This window comes from Micromonospora sp. NPDC051300 (genome assembly GCF_044455315.1).
GTDB classification, from domain to species: Bacteria; Actinomycetota; Actinomycetes; order Mycobacteriales; family Micromonosporaceae; genus Micromonospora; species Micromonospora robiginosa.
This window is the reverse complement of sequence record NZ_JBITEP010000003.1, coordinates 209998-232568: the sequence shown is the minus strand read 5'-3', so window position 1 is coordinate 232568 and position 22571 is coordinate 209998. Positions and strand designations below refer to the sequence as shown.

Sequence of the window (22571 nt, the reverse complement as noted above, 5' to 3'; positions counted from 1 at the left end):
CCGTGGCCAAGAGGTTCAAGAACACCGTCCGCCCGAAGGGCATCAAGGTGCTCGCCTGGGCGTCAACCGCCGCCGCCCTGGTCGGCGGCCCGCTGGTCGCCGGCATGTTCATCGGCGACACGATCGACACCGTCCTGTCGGCGATCCCGTGGGGCTGGGTGCCGCCCGTCGCGCTCGGGGTGCTGGTGGTGCTGCTCGTCCGTGACCTGGTCGTGGACTGGGAGCCGAACCGGCAGGCCATCTGGTCGCTGCTGCTGATGCCGTCGGTGGCGCGGGCGTGCGCCGGGAAGCTGGGCGACCGTATCGGGGAGTGGACGCACGCCGCCCTCGACCTGATCGCCGGGCCGCTGCGGGAGTGGCTGGGCACGGCCTCCCCGATCGCGCTGGCCCTGTTCGTCGGGGCGACCGCGGTGCTGCTGGCGCAGCGGTCCATCAAGGCCAGCGGCGGCGGCGCCGTCACCGTGGAGGTGTGACCCGATGGATCCGATCTTCTGGGTGCTGGTGTTCGCGTTGATGTTGCAGCGCGGCGTCACCGACGGCCTGTACGCCTACCGCGGGAAGCCGAACCCGCGCTACGAGTTGAAGAAGGCCCGCGCCCAGGCGGCCGGGCAGCCGGTGCCGGCGCAGCCCCGCTACATGACCGGTGACTGGTTCAAGGATCTGTACTCGGACTCGCTGGCCGCGAACACGGACCGGCGGCGGGCGAAGGCCAAGGCGAAGGCGCAGCCGGTCGACGACATGCTCGACGTGGTGGCCGAGCCGAAGCCCGCGCCCACCCCCAGCGACGGCAAGCCGACGCCGGCGGCGCGGCCATCCGACGCCGCAGGCAGGGTCGCCGCCGGTGTCTCCGAGGCGCGCGCCAAGCAGCGGCCGGTGGGCGTCACCACGTGCGACCGGTGTGGCCGGGAGCAGCACATCGACGCCATGACCCCGGTGACGAACGGCAGCCAGGTGCAGATGTGGTGCAACCGGCACGACATCCCCGCCGCCCCGACCCCGACGCCCGACACCAAGCCCACCGCCAGCCCCGACCCGACCCCGACCGGCGGGCAGCCGAAACTCGCCACCGTCATCCCCATGTTCCCCATCCTGAAGGAGACCGCCATGCCGAACGCCGAGATCACCGGCCTGCCCACCGCCATCGCCTTCGCGCAGGGCATGGCCAACGCCCACCGCGCCGCGTCCACCGCCGGCGGTGAGCAGTACGTGGCCGCGCTGCGCAGCTTCGAGGTCGGTGACGGCACCATCGCCACCGTCGCGTCCGCCCGGGAGCTGTCCGCGCAGGCCGCCGCCGCGTGGGAGCGGGCCGCCGACGAGATCGGCAAGCAGAACACCGTGAAGGAGGCGTACCAGGCGGTGCCGGACGCCGGCAACAAGCGGTTCGTCACCGGCGAGTAACCGGCCCGGCTACCGCCGTGCGGCGCAAGCCCCCACCCGGGGTTTGCGCCGCCGCGGTGGAAGCCGGGACACCTTGAAGGAGACAGGAATGAGTGACGTCGAGGTGCCCGAGCAGGGCATCCCCCGAATGACCGTGGACCTGCGGGCGCAGCGGGCACCGCACATCGCCGTGGGCGCCCTGGTGCTGGCCGCCGGCGCGGCCCGCCTCGCCGCGCACATGGTCGGGCATGACGCGGAGGTTGCCCGCTGGACGGCGGTGACCGCGTTCGTGGTCGCCGTGGTCGCCGCCACCGCCGTCAACCGCAGGCGGCGGGTGTTCGGCCGCAAGGCCACCGCCCGCGCCCTGGCGTTCATCGGCGTGGCCGCCGTGTGGCTAACCACTGTCGCCACCGTCGGCCTCAGCTTGGGTGCGGTCGGGGCGCTGATGGCGTTCGGGTACGGGCTGCACCTGCACTGGTGGCGGGAAAACCGCATCGACGTGGTCACCGAGCCGGTGGTGCTGCGGGCGTACACGGATCTGTGGCACGACAACCTGTCCGCGCCGGGCGGCGCGCTGGCGGGCACGCGGGTGCTGTCGGAGAAGCCCGTCACCGGCGGCACCCGGTTGACGGTCCGGCTGGTGCCCGGCAAGCAGGAGTTGGCCACCGTCACCGGGGCGCTGGGGAAGATCCGCACCGGTCTCGGTCTGCGACCCACCGACGAGTTGATGGCCGAGCACCACCCCACCCGCGACCAGTCGTACGTGCGGGTCACCGTGCTGGAGAAGTCGCCGGTGCTGGCCCGCGACAACGTGTGGCCCGGCCCCGTCGCCTACAACCCGAAGACCGGCAAGGTGGCGTTGGGTCCGTTCGTCGACGGCGACGGGTACGCGCAGTGGCGCGTCTACTCCAGCAACAGCATCTGGGGTGGCTTCCTCGTCGGCGCCCAAGGCTCGGGGAAAACCCGCATGGCCGAGAACGTCATCATGTCGGTGGTCGCCTCCACCCCCACCGTGGCGTGGTTCGCCGACGGGCACGGCGAGACGGGCGCGTCGTCGAAGCTGCTGCGTGACCACTGCGACTACTTCGCCGGCACCCCCGACCAGTTCCGGATCATGCTGGCCGGGGCGCACCTGGTCGCCGCCGCCCGCTTCGACGACATGCTCCTCGACGACTTGGAGGGATTCACCCCGACCGACGAGCGGCCCGGCCTGATCGTTTTCGTGGACGAGTGCCACCGGTTCTTCTGCCACGACGACATTCAGGAGTTGGCCGCCGACCTGATCACCGAATACCGGAAGGTCGGTATCACGATCATCGCCGCCACCCAGTCGGGCAACCTGGACCGGGCGTTCGGCACCGGCAAACACGCCGACGTGCTGCGGTCGGCGCTGCTCACCGGCAACGGTGTGGCGCTGCGCATGAAGTCGGGTTCGGTGAAGGACGTGCTGAAGCTGGCGTACGACCCGCGGGACTTCCCGGACGTGCCCGGCTACGCGCGGATGGTCGACGAGTCGCGGGGTGCGGCGTTCCGAGGTTTCCGGGTCACCGACGAGCAGTTGGCGACCTTGGCCCGCGACATGAACTGGCGGAGCCTCGCGCCGGCGGAGGCGGCGGCGTTCGGGCCGGGTTACGCCGACCGCAAGGGTGTGCGGGCGAAGGCGAAGGAGGAGGCGCTGCGTCGCCGGCGGGCGCGGATGGCGGGTGTCCACGTTCCGGCCCCCGCCCCGCAGTCGGCGGTTGCGGTGACGGTCGCCGCGCAGCCGCAGGTGGTGGCGGAACTCCTCGAAGACGTGGTGTTCCCGGTGTGGCCGGGCACCCAGGAGCCGGAGTTCGAGCCGTCGGACAGCCACCGCAAGGTGCTCGACGCGATCGGCGCCGGTAACCGGCAGCCCAAGGATGCGATGGAGGCGGCGGGGATCGGCTCGTCGCGCTTCTACCAGCTCGCCGCCGATCTGCTCGCCCACGGGTATGTGGCGAAGGAGGGCAGCGGCCGGGCGGCGAAGTACCGGCTGACCGAGCGGGCGTTGACCCGGGCGGCCTGACGCGACACGACGGCGGGGCGTCCCCATTCGTGGGGGTGCCCCGCCCCGGCATTCCCGGCGTACCGTGACTACAGGTGGTCCCGCCGGGTAGCGGCCGGCGGGCCACCACCCGAGCCGCTACCTCGGAGGAACCACCATGGAACCCGCGATCACACCCGGCATGACCCCCGGCCAGCGCATCAAGCTGTACCGCAAACGGGCCGGACTCACCCAAGAAGTCGCCGCCCAACTGAAAGGCGTCACCGTCTCCGCCTGGCGGAAATGGGAATCCGGGGAACGCAGCGTCAACACCCTCGGCGACTGGATCGACATCGCCCGGATCCTGCGGGTACGCGACCTGTACCGGCTCACCGGCCTACCTGTAGGGCACCTCCCCGACGACCCCGCCGAACACGAAACGGTGAAACCACTCCGCGCCGCCATCCACGCCTACACCCCGGCCGACGACAACCCGATGTCCCTGACGGAGCTTCGCGCCGCCGTCGACCTGGCCTGGACGACCTGGTACCAGTCACGGCAGCGGTACACCTATACCGGCCCGGTGCTGCCCGGCCTCATCCACGCGGCGGGCGTCGCCCTCAACCAGACCAGCGGCGCGTCTCGGCGTGAGGCACTGCGGATCGCCGCCGACCTGTACCTCCTCGTCCGTGCCTACGCGAAACGGGTCGGCGCCAACGACGTCGCCCTGATCGCCGCGGACCGGGCACTGTCCGCAGCCCGAGACGCCGACGACCCCATTTACCGCGGGTCTGCCGCATGGAATCTGGGGCAGGTGCTGTCGAACCGTGGGCACACCGAAGAGTCCGCCGCTCTCTGCCGGGGCGCCATCGCCGATCTGGCGGCGGTCGACGACCAAGACCCGGTGCGGCTGTCGGTGCTCGGCGGCCTGCACCTGCTGCTGTCCATCCAAGCAGCCCGGCTGCGCGACGAACGGGTGTCGCTACAGGCGTTGGACGACGCAGACCGGATCGCCGCGGCGACCGGGGAAACCCGCCACCACTGGATCTTCTTCGGGCCGGTGAACGCCGGCATCCACCGGGCCGCCGCCACCTTGGAGTTGTCCCGGCCGGGTGAGGCGTTGCGGGTGGGTGAGCGGGTGGACGCTTCCCTGTCTCCGAGCATCGAACGTCGACACTCGCACTTCCTGCACCTGGCCCGCGGTTACGCCACCCAGCGGGACGATTTGGCGGCGGTGCACATGCTGCTTCGCGCAGATCGGGAGTCTCCGGAGGAGTCCCGACTGAACCTGCTGATGCGGGCGACGGTGCGGGAGTTGCTGGCTCGGGAAACGCCCACTACCCGGCCGGAGCTGCGGCTGCTCGCCGATCGGGTGGGTGTGGCCTGAGGTACCCCGCTGCGTGGTAGTGCCCCACCGCGTGACGTTGGTTGTGTGAGCGCGCCCCTACCGTCTGTGCAGGTCGCGTGGTTCGACGCCCCGTGTCGGGCCGGGCGGCCCGGGACGGCGGTGGTGTACATCAGTTCCCCCGATGCGATGTGTGCGAGCACCACCGCCGCCCCACCTGGGAAGGGTGGGGGCGGTCGCGCCGACGAATGACCGGCCGCCTCAACCCCCACGTCGTGGAGGAGGCAGGCGATGTTCGGGCCGCGGTGGTGCATCAGCGTTGACGGGCGACTCGGCAACGACGGATCGCCACCCGAACCGCCGCCCGGCCGCTGGTTGAACCCGGACCGCCGGTTCGCCGCCGGGGTGGCGGACATCAACCGGATCCGCCGCAACACCAGGCGGCGGCCGTGACAGTGGATCTGCGCGTCGAACCCGGCACTCAACTGTTTCTGCTGCTCGGCGAGTTCACCCCGAATCCGAACCGCCGTGACGAGATCATCCGGGCGGTCGCCGTGTACCGGCAGCCGATCGGCGGCAGGGTGTGGGTGCGCGGGCACACCTGCACCGGGGTGTGCCCGTACGCCAACGCCGGCTGGTGTTGGGAGGGGCGGGTGTCGGTGGCGGCGATCCGCGCGAACCTGGCCGGGCAGCGGTGAGCGGCATGTACGACGAGTGCGACGCGTCCACGCTTGTCGTCATCGCCTCCATGACCGAGGAACAGCACCAGCCCGCCCCCGGGAAGGCGTACAAGCCGGGCACGTGCCGGCAGTGCACCCCCGACGGATGCGCCCAGTTGACGTGGGCGCAAGGCATCCTCGCCGCGCATCGGGCGGAGCGGGCGGCGTGGCGGGCCGCCCGCCCGCCGCAGTGACACCAGACCGGTAGACGCGAAAAGGCCGCCCCGCCGCACCCCCGGGGAGTTGGGGGAACGGCGGGGCGGCAGCATTTTCGGGGTGCACCCCAAACGGGGTCCGGTAGTTGGGGCTACTCGGTGGGGGTGTCGGAGCCGTCGGCGTCCGGGGTTTCCGCCCGGAAGTTGTCGACGAACGCGGTCAGCCGGTCGGCGGCGGCCTGCGCCTGCGCGTCCTCGGCCGGGACGGTGGCGGCGTCGAGGAGGACCTTCACGTCGTCGCGGACCTCGCCGAGCTTGCTGGTGGCGGCGTCGAGCTGGTCGGACAGTGCGGACATGGACTGCTCCATTCGGTGGATTCGTGCGGGCATCTGGATCGCGTCGCGAATCCAGGTGATCAGGTGGCCGGTCACGCCGGCACGTCGTCGGCGCGGGTCTTCGCGGCGTTGGGCACCACGTACACACCGAGGGCGCCGAGCAGCGCGAGCGCGACCGTGATGCCCTCGGTGGCGGTGAGGGTGTCGTCGCCCATCGCCACCGTGAGGGCGGTGCCAGCAGCGACGAGCGCGGCGACGATGGTCTTGGCGTAGCTGGCGATCTTCACGATTCCTCCAACATCAGATGGTCTGTGTGTCCCGCCACGCCTGCCCCTCCGGGCTGCCCGACGCGAACGCGAACTGCGGGAACTGCGCGTTGTTGTTGAAGTACGCCCACCCGTCCACGTCGGCCTGGGCGCGAATGAACGCGGCATGATCACGGATGGCCTGCGCCCGCCCCTGCCCCGATGTGTCGGCGGTGGCGCGGACCAGCCCGTACTCCGGCACCCACAACCGGATCCCCGGGTACGCGGCCCGCACCTTCCCGAACGCCACCCCGAACATGCGCGACGCCGGCCAGTACGCCGTCTTGTCCTGCGAGTAGCAGTCGATGCCGTAGTGGGTCATGCCCGGGTACGCCCAGTCGGCGGGGTTGCCGCCGCCCTCATCCAGCCAGTAGCGGGTGACGATCGGCCCGTGCCCCAGCACCCACCGGCGGCGGGGATGGTTGGCGAGGATCTGCGTGACCCGGGCGGCGGTCGCCCGGTACGTGGCCGGAACGACATCCCCCATCGGCTCGTGATACCAGGTCAGGTACACACGCCGGTCGATGCTGTTCAGCCACGTCGCCAGGTACTCGACGTCGCCCTTCCACGAGCAGTGCATGATCGCGTTGGCGGGCAGCGCCGCCCACTTCCCGGCACCCGGTGTGGTGAGCAGTGTGGGTGAGCCGGCACCGAAGTCACGGGTGTACACGACACCCGGATAGTTCGCGACGGCCGCGGTCCACTCGGCGCCGAGCGGGGCGTCCATGCCGGCGAGGGTGGGCACCGCGATGGTGGCGGTGCGGGTGGTGGTGTGGCCGGCGGCGTCGCGGACCCTGCCGGTGAGGGTGACCGTGCGGCCCACCGGTCAGACCGTGACGGTGAAGCGTCCCGGCGCGGCCGGGTCGGGGGTGACGGTGACCGTCGGGTCGGTGCTGGTCAGCTCGATGAGGATCGGGTCGCCGACGGTCAGGGTGGTGGTGACCGTGGAGACGCTGCCGCCGGTGTCGGTGACCCTCCCGGCCAGGGTGACGGTGCGGGCGTCCGGGTCGAACGCGTCCACGGTCACCTGCGTGGACTCGCCCGGCTGAAGGGTCGTCTTGGTGGCGGTGATGGAACGGATGACGGGGTTGGCCACGGTGGGCTCCTTCGCGATGTCAGCAGCGTTCGGACGGCGGTGGCGGCGGGGGCAGCGACGCCCTGAGTTGTTCTTGGTCGCGGACGGCCTGCGCCCACGCTGCGGCGGCGGCCCGCACCTGGGCGACGTCCTCCGCCCGGGACAAGGCGTCCGCCACAGCGATTTGTGCCGCCGCCGAGCGGTTGGTCGCCTGCGCGATCTCCGAGGTGCGCCGCGCCGACTGGTCGGAGTATTCGGTGACGCACGTCTGCACCTTCGTGTAGCCGATGATCAGCGCGCCGAGGATCATCGCGTACACGAGCATCCCGGCGGTAATCACCCGAACCATGGTTGGTGTGCCGAGCGCCGACCACGCCCTGTTGGCGGTCTTCACTGGTGACGCTCCTGTCGGCGAGTGTCGTATACCCGTCGCGCCGCCCGCCCCAGCAGCGCATACACGACACCGCAGGCCACCGCCAGCAGCACGTACATCACGAGTTCGATGGTCATGCGACAGGCTCCGGTGGGGTCGGGCCGGCGGGCGCGGCCGGCGCGGTGGGCTCGATACCGTTCGGGTTTCCAGTACCCCGCCAAGGCGTGTACAGCGCGGAGTACGGGGCCAACGGCACCCCCCAGAAGTAGAAGGGCGGGAGGCTTTCCAGCACCTTCGCCCCGGAGGTGAACAGTTGGACGACGGCGGCGCCGGCGTACACGATCCACACCAGGAGGATCAGGCTCATCGTGATGTCGCGGACCTGTTCGGCCCGCGTTCTGGCGGTGGTCACCGGGCCTCCCGGTCTTCAGTTGTGGGTCAAGCGGCGAGACGCGCGGACAGCTCGTCCGCGACCTGCTTCGCCTGGTCGGCGGGCAGGTGCTCGGCGATGCGCTGCGCGATCGTCGCCGGGTCCAGGCCGGCCAGCACCCCTGCGATGATGGCCTGCTCGTCGGTGCCGTCGCGGCCGGCGGCGTTGAGCAGCAGAGCCAGCGGCGACGTAGGCGACAGCTTCAGGTAGGCGTCCTGCGTGCCGACCGGCGACACCAGCCAGTTCCGCAAGTTCGCCCAGTCCCCCAGAACCTGCCCCACCGTGCGGTTCGCGTTGTCGGTGCGGGCGGTCAGCTTGTCGGACTGCTCCATGTCGGGTTCCTCCACGGGTGTAGGCGCCGGCGCCGGTTTCGGTGCGGGCGGCTTGATGAGGCCGATCGAGGTGAGGTAGCGGCGGAACACCGGGGTCTGGTCGCGGCCCGCCTTGATGGCGTCACGGTGAAACGAAATGTGGGTGTGCCACAGATGTGACGAGTCGCCGGACGTGCGCCGGGCCCACCGGTCCCAGCGGCGTACCGTCCGCCCGTCCGGTGAATAGATCACCTCCCGGATGTCCCCGGTGTCCCCCGCACCCGCCTTGCACTGGGCGACCAGCCACACGCTGAACGAGCGCAGATCGTGGCGTCTCCCGCCCACGGACACCGTGAAGTCGCCGACGTCGAGGGCGCACGCGTAGCCGGTCAACGCCCGATCGCGGGGCGTCTCCCGCACCGAATAGGAGCCGCGCGGATCCTGCTCCGGGGACCCCAGATGGTAGGAGTCGCCCTCACCGACGTGGGCTGCGTCGCCGACGATGCCCACCTCGGCCGGGTCCAGATCCGCCGGGACGACCTTGCCGGGGTGCAGGTCCAGGTGGTCGAGCAGCAGCCGGCGGGCGGCCAGCAGGGTTGGTGGAGCCGTCGTCATGCATCCCCCTCGTGCTCATGGCGTCCACGCGCCGAACGCGGTGGTGCCGTTGACGCCTTTCGCGACGCCGCGGTACTCGTAGGGCACCCCGGATACGGCCCGCCAGTCGTCCACCACCGCGCCGCCGGCGAGACCGGCCGCGACGAGCGTCCCGTCGCCGGTGGCGCCGACGCCACGCCGGTACAGGGCCTGCGTGGACAGGGCAGGCTGCCCGCCGGACGGGGTGGGGTTGGTGATGGTCACGCGGATGACGCCCAGGTCGGATAGCGGGGTGGACACGGTGGTGGGGGTGGCCGGTTCCACGTAGTCGACGGAGAAGGCGCGGGTGACGATCCCGGAGGCCAGTTTCTGGCTGTTCTGGGTTTGCAGGCCGACGGTGTAACTGCTGCCGTCGGCGAGGCTGACCGGCGGGGTGTAGGTGGTGGCGGTGCCGGTCTGCCAGCCGGAGTCGTGGACCTGGTTGCCGCCGGTGGTGAGGGTGACCCGGTAGGCGGACTGGTCGGACACCGTCCACCCGATGGTGACTGTGTCGGAGGTGACGGTGGCACCGGACCCGGGGGTGGTGTAGGTGGGTGCGGCGGGCTGCGAGGGGACAACGCCGAGGCCGGCGGAGTAGGTGCTGGCCGTGTCAGCGGAATCCCACACCTTGACCTTGTAGGTGTGCGGGGCGTCGCTCGTCGCCCCCCAGCCGGAAGCCAGGCTGGCTGAAGTGGTCGAGCCGGTGTTCTTGACCTCGGCGGCCTGCCAGGTGCTGTCGCTGGCCCGAAAGTAGGCGAGGCTGCCTGTGCCGATCTGACGGGACAGCGCCCACGCCGACTGGGTGTCCGCCGGGTCCGCGTCCACGAAATCCCAGTCGAGCAGCAGTGCGGCGCTGACCGAGGCGGCGCCGGAGGAGGCGTACGGGGTGGACGCCGCGTTCCAGGCAGGCGTCGACGGCGGGTAGGCCACCACCTGCCGGACGTGGGCGAGGGTGTTCGGGCTGCCGGAGTGGGCGGTGTACACGTCGTAGCGGGCCGGGCTGGCGGTCGCCGGGCGGGTGCCCCAGTTGTTGACGCCCAGGATTGCGGTGGCGGTCACCGTGGCCCACGACGTCCACAGGCCGGTCGCCCGCACGTAGTCGACGTAGTAGAGCACCGCGCTGCTGGTGCCGACCGCGTACACCCGCATGTCGCCGGTGCTGGTGTTGTAGTTGACGCCGCAGTTGCGGACCACCCCAGCCGGATGCGACGGCGTGTTGCGGGAGGTGGTGACGGTGTTGGCCTGGTTGCGCTCCAGCACCAGCACGGTGTCGGTGGTCGTCGGGTCCGGAACCGCAGTGAGGAACCGTGTCCCGTCCCAGCGGGCGGCCAGTGCGTCCTGCGCGGGCGTCAGCGTGCCCACGAGCACAACCGGGGACGTCGGTCCGCTCCACTTTCCGCCGCTCCAGCTCAACTTCACCATGCGGGCGGAGGTGCGGCCCCACGCGATCCACACGTGCGGCGAGCTGGACGCCCGGGTCAAACCGTCGCCGGTGTGCTCCTTGTCGGCGCTGACTCCCACCCGACCGGTGCCCGGTGACAGCCACTGCCGGGTGCCACCGATCAACGCATTGTTGACCACCACCGTGTTTTCCGGCTTCGCCGTCAGCGCGTAGCAGGTGACACCCTGGTTCGCGCCGATCTGCGTTCCCACGACGAGGCACACATAGGTGGTGTCCGTGGCCCCGGACCGGTCCAACGCGAAGTCGATGCCGGTGTGGTACGCCCCGGCGGTGCCCCCGTTCGACGGCGACGCCACCAGCTTCTCCACCTGCCACGTCGCACCCACCGTGAACGCCGAGCAGCGCCGGTAGTAGATCCGGTCCTGGCTGGACTCGTTGGTGCGGTAGCACCAGTGCAGCCACCCGTCCTGCGTGATCTGGATGCCGCTGTACTCGACGACGTTCGCGCGAACCACTGACGTGCGCAACGCCCACGTGGCCCCGCCGTCAGTGGACCGCCACAACTCGAACGTGTTCGCCGTGCTCGCCGCCACCAACACCCACAGCGACCCGTCGTTGGGTTGCAGGGTCATGTACGCCTGGCTCGGGTAGTCGAACGGGCTGGCGACGGTCGTGGTGGTGATCGTGGCCATCAGAACGCCTCCACCAACAGCAGGTTCTCTTGCCGGTCAACCGCGCCGAACGACTGCAACGTGCCGGTTCCCGTATCGCGGGCCATCCCTACGGCCACCGTCACATCCCCGCCCACCCCGGAAATCTGGCCGATGCACACCGTGATGACGCCCCGACCGGAAGCCGCGATGGCGGGAATGTTCTGCGTGATGACCGTGCTGTTCGCCGGTGTCAGCGTCTTAGCGTTACGCCAGCGCAAGCGCACCGACCCGACGTCGTTGGCGACCGTCGACTGGATCGACTGCACCGCCGTGACCTTGTAGTTGGCCGCCGCCTCAGCCGTGAATGTCACCGACTGCACGATGACCTCCGTGCCAGTGAACGTGGCCGACGCGGAGTCGCGGATGCTCCTGGCGATAAACCCCCGTGTCGGGGACTGGAAAGACCCGACGACCGCCCAGTCGGTGCCAAAGCGCATCAGGCCGACCCGATGCCCCACCCCGGCGCTGATCCCACCGAACGCCTTCACCGGCACCGCCAGCGCCGACCCGTCGAACTGCACCATCACGGTCGGCGGTGCCCAGTCCGCGACCGTGCCCACGGCGGTGAACCGCTGGTTCTTCTGGTCGATGCGCTCGTCGACGACGGCGAGCCAGTCCGCGTTCAACGCCACCAGGCACTCCCGTCAGATCGTCGACCAGTCGTGTGACATGTCGGCGCCGTCCAGCGGCAGCACCCACGACGTGCACATGACGTCGAGTAGCGCCGAACCCATCGCCGGGTCGGCGACCGCGAGCCGGTCGAAGTGCCAGTGCAGCGGGTTCGGTGAGGTGCCCACCGTGACCGTGGTGCGTCGCCTGCGGTCAGCGTCGATCTGCTGCCGCGCGGCGGCGACCAGCGCGGCCTGGTCGGCGACGTCGAGTTGCAGCAGCGGCGCGGTGATGACCCGGCCGCGCGCCTGCACCGAAGTGGGTCCGTCCACGTCGTTCTGGTAGGTCCACAAGCCGTTGCCCTCCACCGGCGCGGCCCCGTCGACGTTGTTCGAGCGCACGGCCACCCACCGGTTGGGGGCGTCGAAGTAGTCGTCGGCGAGAGTGCGGCGGCTCGTCAGCATCGACGTGGCGTCGTCAACGGTGTACAGCCACTCCGGGGCACGGTCGCGCGGGTTCTGGTAGGGGCCGCAGCGCAGCCGACCATCCCAGTCCGACCAGACTCCGGCGTACCCGACCGCGCCGAGCAGGTCGTTGACGATCGTCAACCAGGTGGCGTTGTCGTCGAGGGCCCAGGTCCGCGCCGACGGCAACACCCGGTCGGCGGCGGCCTGGTCGATGACGTACGCCTGAACACCCCGATCGACCAGGATGGCCTCCACCGCCGCGAGGTACGGCTGACCGGCGGCCACCGCGTACGACTCGCCCACGAGATCGCCGAGGATGAGCAGGATGTCGTAGCCGGTCGCCGTCCACGTCGGCGGTTCCTCACCCAACTGGGTTTCCGGGGTGGACGTGTAGTAGGCGCCCAGGTTGAACCGGGCCGTGTCGGTGCCGTCGGACAAGGTCATGTACGGGCGGACGATCGCCGAACCCCAGTCCAGGGGCCGGGAGAACGACAGCTCCGCCTGCCCGTGCAGGGTGTTGTAGGAGTGCCGCTCCACCCGGCCGCCGGCGAAGTCCAATGTCAGGTCGTCGAGCACCGACAGGGACAGGTCGACCAGTTCGATGCCGCGGCCGACGGTCAACGCCGGGCTGTCCTGGATCAGTGACACCACCTGCTGCTGGGTGATCCCGTCGCGTGGGGGTGCGGTCGGCGGCTGCACGCTCTCACTCCTGCTCGACGGTGACGCCTTGGAGGCTGATCGACGCCGTGTAGGTGCCGTCGCGTAGCTCCCCGACACCGACGGTCGCGTACACGCCGTAGAAGCGTTGCCCCCGGTGGTCGCGGACCTGCACCGTCTGACCGGCCCACGCCTCCAACTGGGTGACCGTGGCGGCGATCACCGGTGTCAGCGTGAACTCGAACTGCCGTTTCGCGCCCTCCGCGGTGACTGCCCGCTGCCGCCCGCCTGCGTAGGTGCGTACGTCGGTGGGCACCGTGTAGGAGCGGGACCGGTCCGACGAGTAGGCGGAGATCGCGGATCCGTCGGCCAGCAGGTTGATCCACAGGCGGGTGAGGGTGAGTGTGGCCATCAGGTGGTCCTCGCCATCGCCCGCATACCCCGGCTACCGCCGCGCAGTTCCTGCCCGAACCCGGGCACGATCTGCCGGACCTCGGCGATGAGCACGGCGAGCAGGTCGACCACCTCCCCGATCTCCGCCGGACCGTAGATCGGCTCCGGGGCGCCGGTGCCGTTGGGGATGACGTTGAGACCGGGGCGCAGGAACCGCCGGCCGCCGTCGTCCATCGCCGCGTGGATGTGGGCGTTGGAGCCGAACACCCCGTGCTGCGCCTCGATCGCTCGGCTGTAGCGGTGCGGCCGGCCGTTGAGCATGTTCAGGTCCCGCCACGGGGTGATCAGCTCCCGCAACTGCCCGCCGAAACGGGCCGCCAGGAACTCCGCCCACCCCCGCACCGGCGCGATGTCGACAGCCCGTCCCGACGAGTGATACGACGTGTTCCCGGACAAGGTGCGGGATCCGGGTCGCAGCCCGGAGATGATCGGCACGCTGCCGAATTGGCCACGCAGAGCGGCCAGCACGCCGAGGATCCCCGACCGCAGCCCGCCAGCACCGACGGAACCGCCGCCGCCGAGGGACCCGAGCAGTTCCCCGGCGAGGGACTTGACCCGCTCCAACGCGAAGTCCCTCGCCCGGCCAGCCGCCCCGGCGACCGTCTTCGCGAACGGATTCGACCCGAACTTCCCGACGATGCGGCTAAGGCCGACCCGGTCGGCGAGCCACTTCCCAGGGCCTGCGAGCAGCGACCCGAGACCGTCACCCACCCCGTCGCCTTGGCCGTAGCCGTCACCGCCGCGAGTGTTGCCGCTGATCTTGTCGCCGCGGGGCTTGCTGCCGCCCCCGCCGCCGCCCCACCGGATCTCCGGGATGCGGTCCTTCACCCCGACCTTGCTGGCCAGCCAGTTGATCGAGCCGATGATGCCCCTGTTGAGCACCTGGTCGACAACGAACCGCACCGGCGCCGAGGCAGCCTCTTTGATCTTGTCCCATGCGGCGGCGATCGCGCCCACACCGGCGCGGAACGCCGGTGCCACCTTGTCCTTGATGAACGAACCCAGGATCTGAAAGACCGGCTTGATCCGCTTGTTCCAGCTATCCGAGATCATCCACACGATCGAGCTGAAAATCGGCTTGACCACGTTGTTGTACAGAAACCTGATCACCGGGAAGACAACGGTGTTCAGGTACGCGCGGAACGCGGCGAGCGCGATCTGGATGACCACCCAAGCGGCTTTCACCGCGAGGGAAATCCCAGACCAGGCCGGCTTGAAGACGTTGTTCCACAGAAACATGACGTACGGGGAGACGACGTTCTTGAAATACCAGACGAGCGCCGACACCGCCGGTTTGATCACGTTGTTCCAGGCGAAAGACACCGCCGCCTGGATGCCCTGCCACGCACCCTGCACTATGTCGCGGAACGTCTCGCTGTTCTTGTAGGCGATGACCACCGCAGCGACCAGGGCGCCGATCGCCAACACCACGATGCCGATCGGGTTGGCCAACAGCGCCGCGTTCAGCAGCCACTGCACGCCCGCCCACACCTTCGACGCCGCCGCGGCAACCTTCGTGGCCACCGACCACACCGTGGTCGCGATCGCCGCAGCCTTCGTGTACAACTCGTACGCCTTCACCGCCACAACGACCGCGCCGACCGCCACCGCGAACCCCTGCATGACGCCCTGGTTGCGGCTGATCCATCCGGCCAGCGCCGACACGGCAGGAACCAGGGCGGTCAGCACCGTCGCCGCCATCTGCGCGAAGTACGGCAGTAGCGGTGCCGCCACCACCACCAGTTGCGCGAACACCGGGGCGAGAGTGCCGACCGCCGGGCCGAGTGCCTTCACCGACTCGGCCACCGCCGGCAGCACCCCGCCCAGCGCGGTCCGCAGCGACTGCCCCAGCGCGCCGAGGGTGCCGAACAGGCCGGTCAACGCCTGGCCGCCCTGCGCAGACTCCAGGAACGCCCGCACCTGCCCGGTCAGCTTCTCCAGGTTGGTGAGCAGGTTCCCGCCGCCCGTGTTCGCGGCAGTGAACACCGCCCGGAAGATCCCCCCGATGTTGCCGAGGATGCCGCCCAAGGTGCGCAGCGTGTTGACGCCGTTGGTGAGCCACGCCGACAGTTGCCCGGTCTTCGCCGCCTCGGTGACGAACTTCGACACCCGCGTCACCGCATCCGCGAAGCCGATCCCGAGTCCGCGCACCGCCGGCCCGCCGACGATGAGCAGTTGACCGAGGGCGTTCACCGCCGGGCGGACCGCACCCTGCAAGGCGGTAGCCGCCGTCGCCGTGTTCGCGAGCACCGACCGCACACCGGCCAGAAGCGGCCCCTGCCGGGCGGCGACGGCGAACTCCTTCACCACGCCACCCAACGCCCCGGCCAGCAGCGGAACCTGCCGGTTCAGCGTCGGCAGGAACGCCTTAGCCAGCGGCTGCACCTGCGTGTTGAACCGCCGGAAGAACCCATCCGCGGTGGTCTGTTGCAGCTCCGACAGCCGGGTCTTCAAGCCGATCACCGACTGGGCGAACACCCGCGCTTCCGGCGCCAACGCCTTCAGCGCCTTGCGGGCTTCCTCGGCGGTGCCGGTGAACCCCGAGCCGATGGCGTCACCGACACCGCTGATGGCCAGCTTGACCGTGCCCGAGGCGGCCTGCACCGCCGCGAACGCGGCTGGCAACGCCAGCGCGGCACCTGCCGCAGGCGCCAGCGCCGCCCCGAGCTGCGCGACGGCCGGGGCCGCGTTCGCCGCCGCCGCCGCCATGAGAGACATGCGGACGGTCACCGCCGCAGCCGCCGCCGCGAACGCCCCACCCCGGTCGGCGAACCCCTTCGCGAAGGTGGACCCCGACTGCGCGCCTTCCTTCGACACGTCAATGCGGCGCAACTTCGCCCGCAGCATCGGCTCGAACCGGTCCGTCTTCGGCTCGACCGGCACATACGCAGCCCGAAGGACCGTCACCGCTGATCCCCCCGCATGGCAACCGCTCCATGCGCGATGGCCGCAGGAACCAGATGCGGGCGCGGCAACGCGTCCTCCGTGCCGGCCTCAACCAGCCACCCGTACCAGGCTTTCTGACCCCACCCGACGAGGTACGACACCCGCCGCGTCACCGGGTCATACACCCGCTCGACCTCGATGTTGCGCCGCAGCGTCCCCTTCTTGGACCGCTTCGGGGCCAGCCGCCCCGCGTCCCGGCGGATCGCGTTCGCAACATGCCGGACTTGCTTCTGCACCTCCGGCACCTGAGACAAGGCGGCAAGCACCTCGGGGCGGATCCGCCGACGGTCAACCTCCACGACGACCCCCTCTATGCAGGTATCTCTCCGCGCCACAGCGCCGTCTCACGCTCACGACGCCGCGCATCAGCCTGAAAGTCCCGTTCAGTCAGCGGGCCGGCCAGCCATTCCTCCAAGCCCCGGAACCCGCAGTCGGAACCGCATGCCCTGGCCGTGCACTTCTCCCCGTGCTGCTGCCTCGACCGCAGATGCACGTACACCACGTTCAGCAGCAGCCGCGGGGAAACCGTTCTCAGCCAGCCAAAACCTGGCCGACCGGGGTCATGCCCGGCCAGGCCGGGGAGGGAGAGGGCGAGGTGTTCGAACTCGTCGAAGTTGGCAGCGACCCAACCGGCGAGTCGGGCCGCTGCTCGGTAGGGCGGCCGGCCTGCGCCTCGAACAGCGCCATCGTCAAGGCGATCAAGTCGTCAACCTCGACGCACCGCTCGACGGCCAAGCGGTAGAACCGGCCGAACGCCGACGGGTCAGCGGGCACGCTCACACCGTCGGCCAGGCGCTCGGGGACGGTCAGGGAACAGCGCATCGCCTCCCAGATCGCCCCCAGCCCCTCCTGCTCGTCGATCTTTCCGGTGGCGGCGGCACCGAGCTGCACCATCAGCATCGGCGGGAGTTTCCCCACCACCGTGAACTGCTCGCCGCAGAAGTCGAACACGTCGGCCTCAGCCCGCGGGTCTGCTTCCCGTATGGCCGCGCCGAAACTGCCCAGGTTCGCCACGTCAGATTCCCTGCGCCAGCGACCCGGCGGTCCACCGCTTGTACGGAACCGCCATCACCAGCGGGTCGGGCAGCTCCACCGCGAACTCCACCGGAAGGCCGGCCTTCGTCTCGAAGCTGCCGCGCGCGGTCTCCACGCTGCCACCGTTGAACACCTGCGGCCAGATCAACGCTTCGTCGTCGTCGGCCGACAGGAAACCGAGCATCACCCGCACCTCGGCGCCGGCCAGCGGCGGCACGTACACGTTGAGCTTCGTCGCCCCGGTACCCGAGGTGGTGATGGTGCCGCCGTTCATGGCCAGCTTCCAGTTCAGGTCCGACAGGTGATTCATGGTGAACGCGACCTGACCGGACTTTCCCGTCGTCACCGTCTTCACCGGGTACAGGGACTCGGCGACCGTGATAGGGGACGTGTCCACCGACTCGGTGTACGTCATGCCCTCGTCGGTCGCCCCGACCTCCACCCAGCTCGTCCACGTGCCGGCGATCTTGTTGGCGGCGGCGGTGAACGTCGGGATCGCTGTTCCCAGCGGGGCGTACAGGATGCGTCCCGGGCCGGTCTTCACCTGGCCCGGCTGGATCGTAGGCAGCGCCATCAGGTCAGCCCCTCTTCCCGGTCGTCGTGGTGGTGGCGGGCTGGTCGCCGGTCACGTCGGCGACGGCCTGCTGGCCGGCCTTCGACCCGGCGCCGGAGACGAACTCCTGCCAGCCGTGCTCGTCGACGAGACCGGACGGGACCGTCTGCCCCTTGCGGAAGGCGTAGACGCCGCGGCCCGGGTCGCCGAACGGGATGTCGCTGGTCGCGACGGGATCGGTGCTCATACTTCCTCCGGGTGGACGATGAAACTGGCCTGCGTGATGAACCTGGCCCGCCCGGACGTGTCGTCCGGGGACCACAGTTGGGAGAGCGCGATGCCCAGCCCGGCGACACGCCCGCCGGTGATCGGGCCGATGAAGCCCCACAGGGCGGACTCGCCGGTGCGAGCGAGCGTTTTCGCTTCCAGGTCGGTGCCGCCCCACCACTCAACCTGGTATTCGAAGGTGCCCTCCCACGGCCACGGCTGCCCTCCGCCCAGCGACGTCACCCGCACACTCGGCGCCGCGGACTGAAGGCGGGTGCCGACCCGGCCACCGTGCAGCGACACCAACCCCGGATGCTGGTCCAGGTAGTCGACGAGCGCCTGGTCGACGTCGGGCAGCGGGTACGGCATGTCACCCCTCCGTGATGTAGACGCGCCGCAGCGCCACCTCGACGCCCGGCGCCCAGCCGGTCAGCGGCGACCGCCACAACCCGACCTCGCCGACGACCTCGTACACCTGGCCGCGAACTTCCATACGGTCCGTGGGCTGCACGTCGGCGGTCGGTGGCCCATAGCCGGTCAGCCCGGCGATCACGGCGGGCACCTCGGGGTCCGACTGCTCGTCGCCGGCGCGGGGAGCGAAACCCCAGCCCGGTGAGTCGACGCGGGCCGCGTTTTCCCAGTCGCGTGACTGGTTGCCGTACGGGCCGTCGACCAGCGAAGCCCGTAGGATCACCACCGTTTCGCCGGCCATAAGCCGCAGCCCACCTGCGGCGGGTGGTGGTGGCGGTGGCGGCCCGCCGACGCCCGGTTGACCGACCTGAATCGGCACGGCAACACCCTGCGGTGCCGCAACCGTCGACCAGAGCGCCGCCGGCTGGCCGAGCTGCACCGGCACGGCCTGGCCGTCCGGAGCGGCGTCAGCCGTCCAAGCCGCCCCCGGTTCGCCCGTCTCGACGGGCACAACCACACCGCCAGGTGCCGTCTCAGCCGACCAGGCGGCGGTCGGCCCGCCGAGCGTCACGGGCACGGCCACACCGTCCGGGGTGGTCGTCACCGCCGCTACGACCGACGGTGAGCCGACAGCAACCGGCACCGCCAGCCCGACGGGTCCTACCGTCGCGTCGACGCCCGCAGCGGTCACCTCGACCAGCAGACCGATCATCGACCCGGTCACGTCGGATGTCACTGTCTCGCCGCCGTAAGCGCCGGCGGTCGCTGCCGTCCGGGTCGCCGCCGCGGCACGCACGTTCGCCGAGCCGGTCGACCGGGATGTGGCCGTGTCCGACTGCTCGGTGTACGCGACGTTGAATGTCAGGTTGCCGGGAACGGTTCCGGACACGACCCGGCAGTGTGCGGCGGCGACAAGTCCGCTCCCCGCGACTACACCTGGAAGGGTGGGCAGGGTGACGCTCGTACCGGACGCGGTGGCCGTGGCAGCCTGGGCGACCCCGGACACCCCGCGCAGCACCACGGCGATCCACCCGCCGGTCATCGCCCCCGACGCCGAGATGGTCGGCTCGGTGTCGCTGGCCTGCAATGTGCGCGACCAGGCGTACATGCGACTGTTGGAACCCTCGGCGACCGGCCACGACGGTCCGGGAAGCAGCGTGAACCCGACCGGCGTGCTCATCGTCAGCGCCACACCTGACAGGCCGCCGATGAGCACCACCACGTCGTCGGCCTGCCAGCCGGCCGGATACGACGTGGCCAGCGACGCCGAGGTGCCCGCCGCCGTGTTGCCGGAGGTGACGCCGACGATGGACACCGCCACGACGACCTCCCGGTCCGGTCAGCCGACCTTGAGGATGCGCGGGCTGGTGTTCGGCCAGGTCACGGTCACGTTGCCCGTGCCCGGCTTGATCGGCAGGCCGGTGCCGGTGTCGAACCAGCCGATCAGCCGCTGCGAGCCGGCCGCCACGTCGGCGCCACCCGTCGCCGCCGACGCCTGAAAGAGCAGCAGGCCGTGGTCTGCGGTGCTGGCCGTCGCCGCGATCACCGCGTCGTCGGCGTCGAACACCCCTCCGGCGACGGTGCGGTTCGCCAACGCCACCGGCGTGCCGTTGATGACCCCACCCGCCGACGTCACGTCGGAGACGAACTTGTGAGCTGCGCTGAACGTGTACGACCGCACCAACGCCACCTTGACCACACCGGTGACCTGGTTGATCGACCCGTCCTGAATGCCTTCGGTGTACGCGGTGAAATAGCCGCTCATCTCAATTCCCCCACAGTGGCCAGGAGCCGGTCAGGTTCGCGCCGCACGAACAGTGCAGAGCGCCGAAGTTCAGGGAGCAGACCAGCGAATGGGCGCTGCCCCCGGCCGGCGCGGTGTCGACGGTGAACGCCGAAGTGGTGCCCGCGCGGCACAACCCCTGCAACGCCTCAATCTCGCTGGGCCACAGGTTGAAACCCGATCGCTGCCGGGTGTCCGTCGTGACGGAGAACGGGCCGGCGGTCTGCTGCTGGAACGCCCCGGCGCCGGCCTCCGTCCACCGTTTCACCGCGCCGAGCAGGATCAGCTTCGCCTCCGCCACCTGGTCGGCGGTCGGCGGCGGGTCGGTTGAGGTGAGGCAGGGGGCGACCCGGGACGCCTTCGCGTTCGCACCGGCGACCATCGCGTCGACCAGTTCGGCGGACTGCAAGCCGGCCGGTAGGTCGGTCACCTGAATGATCTGCGCCAACGGGTCACCCCTCCGCTCACTGCTGGCCGGTGCGGGCCGTGTCGTCGGCGACCAGGACAGCCACCAGGTCGGCCTTGCGGCCCTCGGTGGACAGCAGGTCGGCGGTGTCGCGGCCGGTGTTGCGGCGCTCAATTTCCGCCTTCAGGTCGTCGACCTTCAGCCCGTCGTAGCCGCCGGCCGATTCAGAACCGGCGGGCCCGGCGGCCGGCGTCGAGCCGGGCGCGGAACCGTCGTCGACGCGCCACAGCGGGGCGGCGAAACGGTTGTCCTTGTGGTCGGCGACGGTCACGATGACGCCGGTCTGGGAGTTGACGAAGCGGCCCATCAGACGTTCGCCACCGCGTCGGTGACCTTCGCGAAGCCGTCCAGGTCCATAATCCCCCAGCCGTAGACGACCTCCAGGCGCAGCGCGATCTGGTTCTTGCGCTTCAGGTCGCCCTGGCCGTCCGGGTCGCCGTAGCGGATCAGCTCGACCGGCACCCGCCGCTGCACCCCCCAGCGCAGCAGGTCCCACTGGCCGATGATCGCCTTGATGTTGGTGTTCGCCGACGCCTCCGGGGTGCCCGACACCGTGGAGCTGGACGCCGCCGACAGCCCCTCGAACGTGGTGATGTTCGAGCCGTAACCGAACTCCGGGTACTTCTTGCGGCCGTCGGCGTAGCGGGCCGTCGCGATCGTCCACGCATAGGTCGGGTCGAAAGCGATGCCGTTGGGCACATACCCGTCGGCGATGACCAGGCCGGCGGCCTGCTCCATCACGAGGTCCGGCGTGGTCAGCGTCGCGGTGGTGATCTCCACCGCGTTGGTGGTCGACGCGAGCCGGTCACCGGCGACGATGCTGGAGATGACCGCGCCGGACAGCGGGTTGATGCCGTGCATCACGCCCAGGTCCAGGGCACGGGCCAGCGCCAGACCGCCCTCGTCGGACAGGGTCGACAGGATCCCGAGCTGGTAATCCTCGTCGGCCCACATGACCTCTTCGTTGAACCGCATCGTGAACTGCACCTTGTGGGGCGTCACGACCTTCGTGCCGAAGGTGGCGTTCGTCGACGCCTTGTCGGCGCCCTCACCGACGTACTCGGCGCGCGGCCGGCCGGTCAGGGTCATGTGAGTGACCTCGCCGAACTGCTGCGGCTCTGCGCCGCTGAGCTGAGCCACGGCCGAGCCGGTGGCGGCCTTGCTGAACAGCCCGGCTGCGATGTTCTTCGGCAGGGTGATGTTGCTGGTGGCGAGAACGGCCACAGCCGTGCTCCTTCCGGGTCAGTCTCCGGCGAACAGGGAACGGGCCAGTTCCCGCTCGTCACTGCCACCGGAAGAGGTAGATGTGCCCTCGCGGGGCACGTGGTTGCTCCTGCGACTCCCCGCGCCAGCGGCGAGCCGTTCCGCGAGGCGCCGCATGGCGTCCTCGTCGGTGATCGCGTCGAGCAGCGCCGCGTCGTCCTTCGTGAGCGTGTGCTCCAGGGCGACCTCGCGGCGCACCGCGCGCGCCTCGGCTTCCCGGGCGGTCTGCTCGGCTTTCGCCAGCCGCTCCGCCGACCGCTCCGCCTCAGACTTGTTGGCTTCTTCGATCTCCGCGAGCCGCCGCGCGGCGTCGGCGTTCACCTTCGCCTCGGTGCGGTACTTCGCGTTCTCCTTGCGCAGCTTCTCGACGTAGTCGGCGTCGAAGGTTTTCGGCTCGCCCTCCGGGGGCTGCTCGACAACCGGCGCCGCTTCGGTGCCTTCCGGCATGGTGGCCCTCCTGGGGCTTCGTGCGTGGTGGTGCCAACC

Annotated in this window: 30 protein-coding genes; 7 read left to right on the top strand and 23 right to left on the bottom strand. The window is 70.4% G+C overall.

Translation table 11 applies throughout. The features are described from left to right. Window positions 1-2: 2 nt before the first annotated feature. The 7 genes from ACIA5A_RS06110 (at window position 3) to ACIA5A_RS06080 (ending at window position 5637) form a co-directional block, all read left to right on the top strand. The gene (locus tag ACIA5A_RS06110; RefSeq protein ID WP_396756927.1) at window positions 3-473 is read left to right on the top strand and encodes a hypothetical protein; all 471 of its coding nucleotides are present in this window, start codon (window positions 3-5) and stop codon (window positions 471-473) included. Window positions 474-477: 4 nt separating this feature from the next. Then, a complete protein-coding gene (locus ACIA5A_RS06105; RefSeq protein ID WP_396756925.1) occupies window positions 478-1398 on the top strand; it encodes a hypothetical protein in 921 nt (306 codons plus the stop codon). 88 nt (window positions 1399-1486) lie between these two features. Next, a complete protein-coding gene (locus ACIA5A_RS06100) occupies window positions 1487-3421 on the top strand; it encodes a hypothetical protein (protein WP_396756924.1) in 1935 nt (644 codons plus the stop codon). 136 nt (window positions 3422-3557) lie between these two features. Beyond that, window positions 3558-4766 (top strand): helix-turn-helix domain-containing protein, encoded by a 1209-nt coding sequence (locus ACIA5A_RS06095; protein WP_396756922.1) that lies wholly within the window; start codon window positions 3558-3560, stop codon window positions 4764-4766. 249 nt (window positions 4767-5015) lie between these two features. After that, on the top strand, window positions 5016-5177 hold the full coding sequence (locus ACIA5A_RS06090) for a hypothetical protein (protein ID WP_396756920.1): 162 nt from the start codon (window positions 5016-5018) through the stop codon (window positions 5175-5177). Next, a complete protein-coding gene (locus ACIA5A_RS06085; protein WP_396756918.1) occupies window positions 5174-5422 on the top strand; it encodes a hypothetical protein in 249 nt (82 codons plus the stop codon). Before ACIA5A_RS06090 ends, ACIA5A_RS06085 begins: the two co-directional genes overlap by 4 nt. Before the next feature lie 5 nt (window positions 5423-5427). Beyond that, a complete protein-coding gene (locus tag ACIA5A_RS06080; RefSeq protein ID WP_396756916.1) occupies window positions 5428-5637 on the top strand; it encodes a hypothetical protein in 210 nt (69 codons plus the stop codon). A 113-nt stretch (window positions 5638-5750) separates the two neighbouring features. Here the strand turns inward: ACIA5A_RS06080 and ACIA5A_RS06075 are convergent, their stop codons facing one another. The 23 genes from ACIA5A_RS06075 to ACIA5A_RS05965 form a co-directional block, all read right to left on the bottom strand. Beyond that, window positions 5751-5954 (bottom strand): hypothetical protein, encoded by a 204-nt coding sequence (locus ACIA5A_RS06075; protein WP_396756914.1) that lies wholly within the window; start codon window positions 5952-5954, stop codon window positions 5751-5753. Window positions 5955-6025: 71 nt separating this feature from the next. Continuing rightward, entirely contained in the window at window positions 6026-6220 is a 195-nt protein-coding gene (locus tag ACIA5A_RS06070) for a hypothetical protein (RefSeq protein WP_396756912.1), read from the bottom strand. A gap of 13 nt (window positions 6221-6233) precedes the next feature. Beyond that, window positions 6234-7061, bottom strand: coding sequence for a hypothetical protein (locus ACIA5A_RS06065; protein ID WP_396756910.1), 828 nt, complete (start codon window positions 7059-7061; stop codon window positions 6234-6236). Window positions 7062-7064: 3 nt separating this feature from the next. Then, a complete protein-coding gene (locus ACIA5A_RS06060) occupies window positions 7065-7334 on the bottom strand; it encodes a hypothetical protein (RefSeq protein WP_396756908.1) in 270 nt (89 codons plus the stop codon). Between the two features lie 19 nt (window positions 7335-7353). Next, a complete protein-coding gene (locus ACIA5A_RS06055) occupies window positions 7354-7707 on the bottom strand; it encodes a hypothetical protein (RefSeq protein WP_396756906.1) in 354 nt (117 codons plus the stop codon). A gap of 112 nt (window positions 7708-7819) precedes the next feature. Further along, entirely contained in the window at window positions 7820-8098 is a 279-nt protein-coding gene (locus tag ACIA5A_RS06050; protein WP_396756904.1) for a hypothetical protein, read from the bottom strand. Window positions 8099-8124: 26 nt separating this feature from the next. Then, window positions 8125-9042 (bottom strand): hypothetical protein, encoded by a 918-nt coding sequence (locus ACIA5A_RS06045; RefSeq protein ID WP_396756902.1) that lies wholly within the window; start codon window positions 9040-9042, stop codon window positions 8125-8127. Between the two features lie 15 nt (window positions 9043-9057). Next, window positions 9058-11154, bottom strand: a complete 2097-nt coding sequence (locus tag ACIA5A_RS06040) for a hypothetical protein (RefSeq protein WP_396756900.1) — start codon at window positions 11152-11154, stop codon at window positions 9058-9060. Next, window positions 11154-11807, bottom strand: a complete 654-nt coding sequence (locus ACIA5A_RS06035) for a hypothetical protein (protein ID WP_396756898.1) — start codon at window positions 11805-11807, stop codon at window positions 11154-11156. Before ACIA5A_RS06035 ends, ACIA5A_RS06040 begins: the two co-directional genes overlap by 1 nt. Window positions 11808-11819: 12 nt before the next feature. Beyond that, a complete protein-coding gene (locus ACIA5A_RS06030; protein WP_396756896.1) occupies window positions 11820-12950 on the bottom strand; it encodes a hypothetical protein in 1131 nt (376 codons plus the stop codon). A 4-nt stretch (window positions 12951-12954) separates the two neighbouring features. Beyond that, a complete protein-coding gene (locus ACIA5A_RS06025; protein WP_396756894.1) occupies window positions 12955-13320 on the bottom strand; it encodes a hypothetical protein in 366 nt (121 codons plus the stop codon). Beyond that, a complete protein-coding gene (locus tag ACIA5A_RS06020) occupies window positions 13320-16268 on the bottom strand; it encodes a hypothetical protein (protein WP_396756892.1) in 2949 nt (982 codons plus the stop codon). The genes ACIA5A_RS06025 and ACIA5A_RS06020 overlap by 1 nt, the downstream gene beginning before the upstream one ends. Next, complete coding sequence (locus tag ACIA5A_RS06015) at window positions 16265-16606, bottom strand: HK97 gp10 family phage protein (RefSeq protein ID WP_396756890.1); 342 nt, start codon at window positions 16604-16606, stop codon at window positions 16265-16267. The genes ACIA5A_RS06020 and ACIA5A_RS06015 overlap by 4 nt, the downstream gene beginning before the upstream one ends. 232 nt (window positions 16607-16838) lie before the next feature. Continuing rightward, window positions 16839-17321 carry a hypothetical protein gene (locus ACIA5A_RS06010; RefSeq protein WP_396756888.1) on the bottom strand — a complete coding sequence of 161 codons (483 nt, stop codon included), beginning with the start codon at window positions 17319-17321 and terminating at the stop codon, window positions 16839-16841. Window position 17322: 1 nt separating this feature from the next. Further along, window positions 17323-17916: a hypothetical protein gene (locus ACIA5A_RS06005; protein ID WP_396756886.1), complete on the bottom strand. Its 594-nt coding sequence runs from the start codon at window positions 17914-17916 to the stop codon at window positions 17323-17325. A gap of 4 nt (window positions 17917-17920) precedes the next feature. Further along, window positions 17921-18142, bottom strand: coding sequence for a hypothetical protein (locus ACIA5A_RS06000; RefSeq protein WP_396756884.1), 222 nt, complete (start codon window positions 18140-18142; stop codon window positions 17921-17923). Then, window positions 18139-18531 (bottom strand): hypothetical protein, encoded by a 393-nt coding sequence (locus ACIA5A_RS05995; RefSeq protein ID WP_396756882.1) that lies wholly within the window; start codon window positions 18529-18531, stop codon window positions 18139-18141. Before ACIA5A_RS05995 ends, ACIA5A_RS06000 begins: the two co-directional genes overlap by 4 nt. A 1-nt stretch (window position 18532) precedes the next feature. Next, entirely contained in the window at window positions 18533-19888 is a 1356-nt protein-coding gene (locus ACIA5A_RS05990) for a hypothetical protein (RefSeq protein ID WP_396756880.1), read from the bottom strand. 24 nt (window positions 19889-19912) lie between these two features. Continuing rightward, the gene (locus ACIA5A_RS05985) at window positions 19913-20338 is read right to left on the bottom strand and encodes a hypothetical protein (protein ID WP_396756878.1); all 426 of its coding nucleotides are present in this window, start codon (window positions 20336-20338) and stop codon (window positions 19913-19915) included. Window position 20339: 1 nt separating this feature from the next. Beyond that, on the bottom strand, window positions 20340-20804 hold the full coding sequence (locus ACIA5A_RS05980; RefSeq protein ID WP_396756876.1) for a hypothetical protein: 465 nt from the start codon (window positions 20802-20804) through the stop codon (window positions 20340-20342). A gap of 16 nt (window positions 20805-20820) precedes the next feature. Next, window positions 20821-21129: an SAP domain-containing protein gene (locus tag ACIA5A_RS05975; protein ID WP_396756874.1), complete on the bottom strand. Its 309-nt coding sequence runs from the start codon at window positions 21127-21129 to the stop codon at window positions 20821-20823. Further along, window positions 21129-22046: a phage major capsid protein gene (locus tag ACIA5A_RS05970; RefSeq protein ID WP_396756872.1), complete on the bottom strand. Its 918-nt coding sequence runs from the start codon at window positions 22044-22046 to the stop codon at window positions 21129-21131. Before ACIA5A_RS05970 ends, ACIA5A_RS05975 begins: the two co-directional genes overlap by 1 nt. A gap of 18 nt (window positions 22047-22064) precedes the next feature. Then, window positions 22065-22532 (bottom strand): hypothetical protein, encoded by a 468-nt coding sequence (locus tag ACIA5A_RS05965; RefSeq protein WP_396756870.1) that lies wholly within the window; start codon window positions 22530-22532, stop codon window positions 22065-22067. Window positions 22533-22571: the final 39 nt, after the last annotated feature.

What these genes read in the sequence shown, in the direction of transcription:
- ACIA5A_RS06105 (WP_396756925.1), top strand. Translation starts at nt 478, where the DNA reads ATGGATCCGATCTTCTGGGTGCTGGTGTTCGCGTTGATGTTGCAGCGC.
- ACIA5A_RS06100 (WP_396756924.1), top strand. Translation starts at nt 1,487, where the DNA reads ATGAGTGACGTCGAGGTGCCCGAGCAGGGCATCCCCCGAATGACCGTG.
- ACIA5A_RS06095 (WP_396756922.1), top strand. Translation starts at nt 3,558, where the DNA reads ATGGAACCCGCGATCACACCCGGCATGACCCCCGGCCAGCGCATCAAG.
- ACIA5A_RS06090 (WP_396756920.1), top strand. Translation starts at nt 5,016, where the DNA reads ATGTTCGGGCCGCGGTGGTGCATCAGCGTTGACGGGCGACTCGGCAAC.
- ACIA5A_RS06080 (WP_396756916.1), top strand. Translation starts at nt 5,428, where the DNA reads ATGTACGACGAGTGCGACGCGTCCACGCTTGTCGTCATCGCCTCCATG.
- ACIA5A_RS06075 (WP_396756914.1), bottom strand. Translation starts at nt 5,954, where the DNA reads ATGTCCGCACTGTCCGACCAGCTCGACGCCGCCACCAGCAAGCTCGGC.
- ACIA5A_RS06045 (WP_396756902.1), bottom strand. Translation starts at nt 9,042, where the DNA reads ATGACGACGGCTCCACCAACCCTGCTGGCCGCCCGCCGGCTGCTGCTC.
- ACIA5A_RS06040 (WP_396756900.1), bottom strand. Translation starts at nt 11,154, where the DNA reads ATGGCCACGATCACCACCACGACCGTCGCCAGCCCGTTCGACTACCCG.
- ACIA5A_RS06025 (WP_396756894.1), bottom strand. Translation starts at nt 13,320, where the DNA reads ATGGCCACACTCACCCTCACCCGCCTGTGGATCAACCTGCTGGCCGAC.
- ACIA5A_RS06005 (WP_396756886.1), bottom strand. Translation starts at nt 17,916, where the DNA reads ATGGCGCTGCCTACGATCCAGCCGGGCCAGGTGAAGACCGGCCCGGGA.
- ACIA5A_RS06000 (WP_396756884.1), bottom strand. Translation starts at nt 18,142, where the DNA reads ATGAGCACCGATCCCGTCGCGACCAGCGACATCCCGTTCGGCGACCCG.
- ACIA5A_RS05995 (WP_396756882.1), bottom strand. Translation starts at nt 18,531, where the DNA reads ATGCCGTACCCGCTGCCCGACGTCGACCAGGCGCTCGTCGACTACCTG.
- ACIA5A_RS05985 (WP_396756878.1), bottom strand. Translation starts at nt 20,338, where the DNA reads ATGAGCGGCTATTTCACCGCGTACACCGAAGGCATTCAGGACGGGTCG.
- ACIA5A_RS05975 (WP_396756874.1), bottom strand. Translation starts at nt 21,129, where the DNA reads ATGGGCCGCTTCGTCAACTCCCAGACCGGCGTCATCGTGACCGTCGCC.
- ACIA5A_RS05965 (WP_396756870.1), bottom strand. Translation starts at nt 22,532, where the DNA reads ATGCCGGAAGGCACCGAAGCGGCGCCGGTTGTCGAGCAGCCCCCGGAG.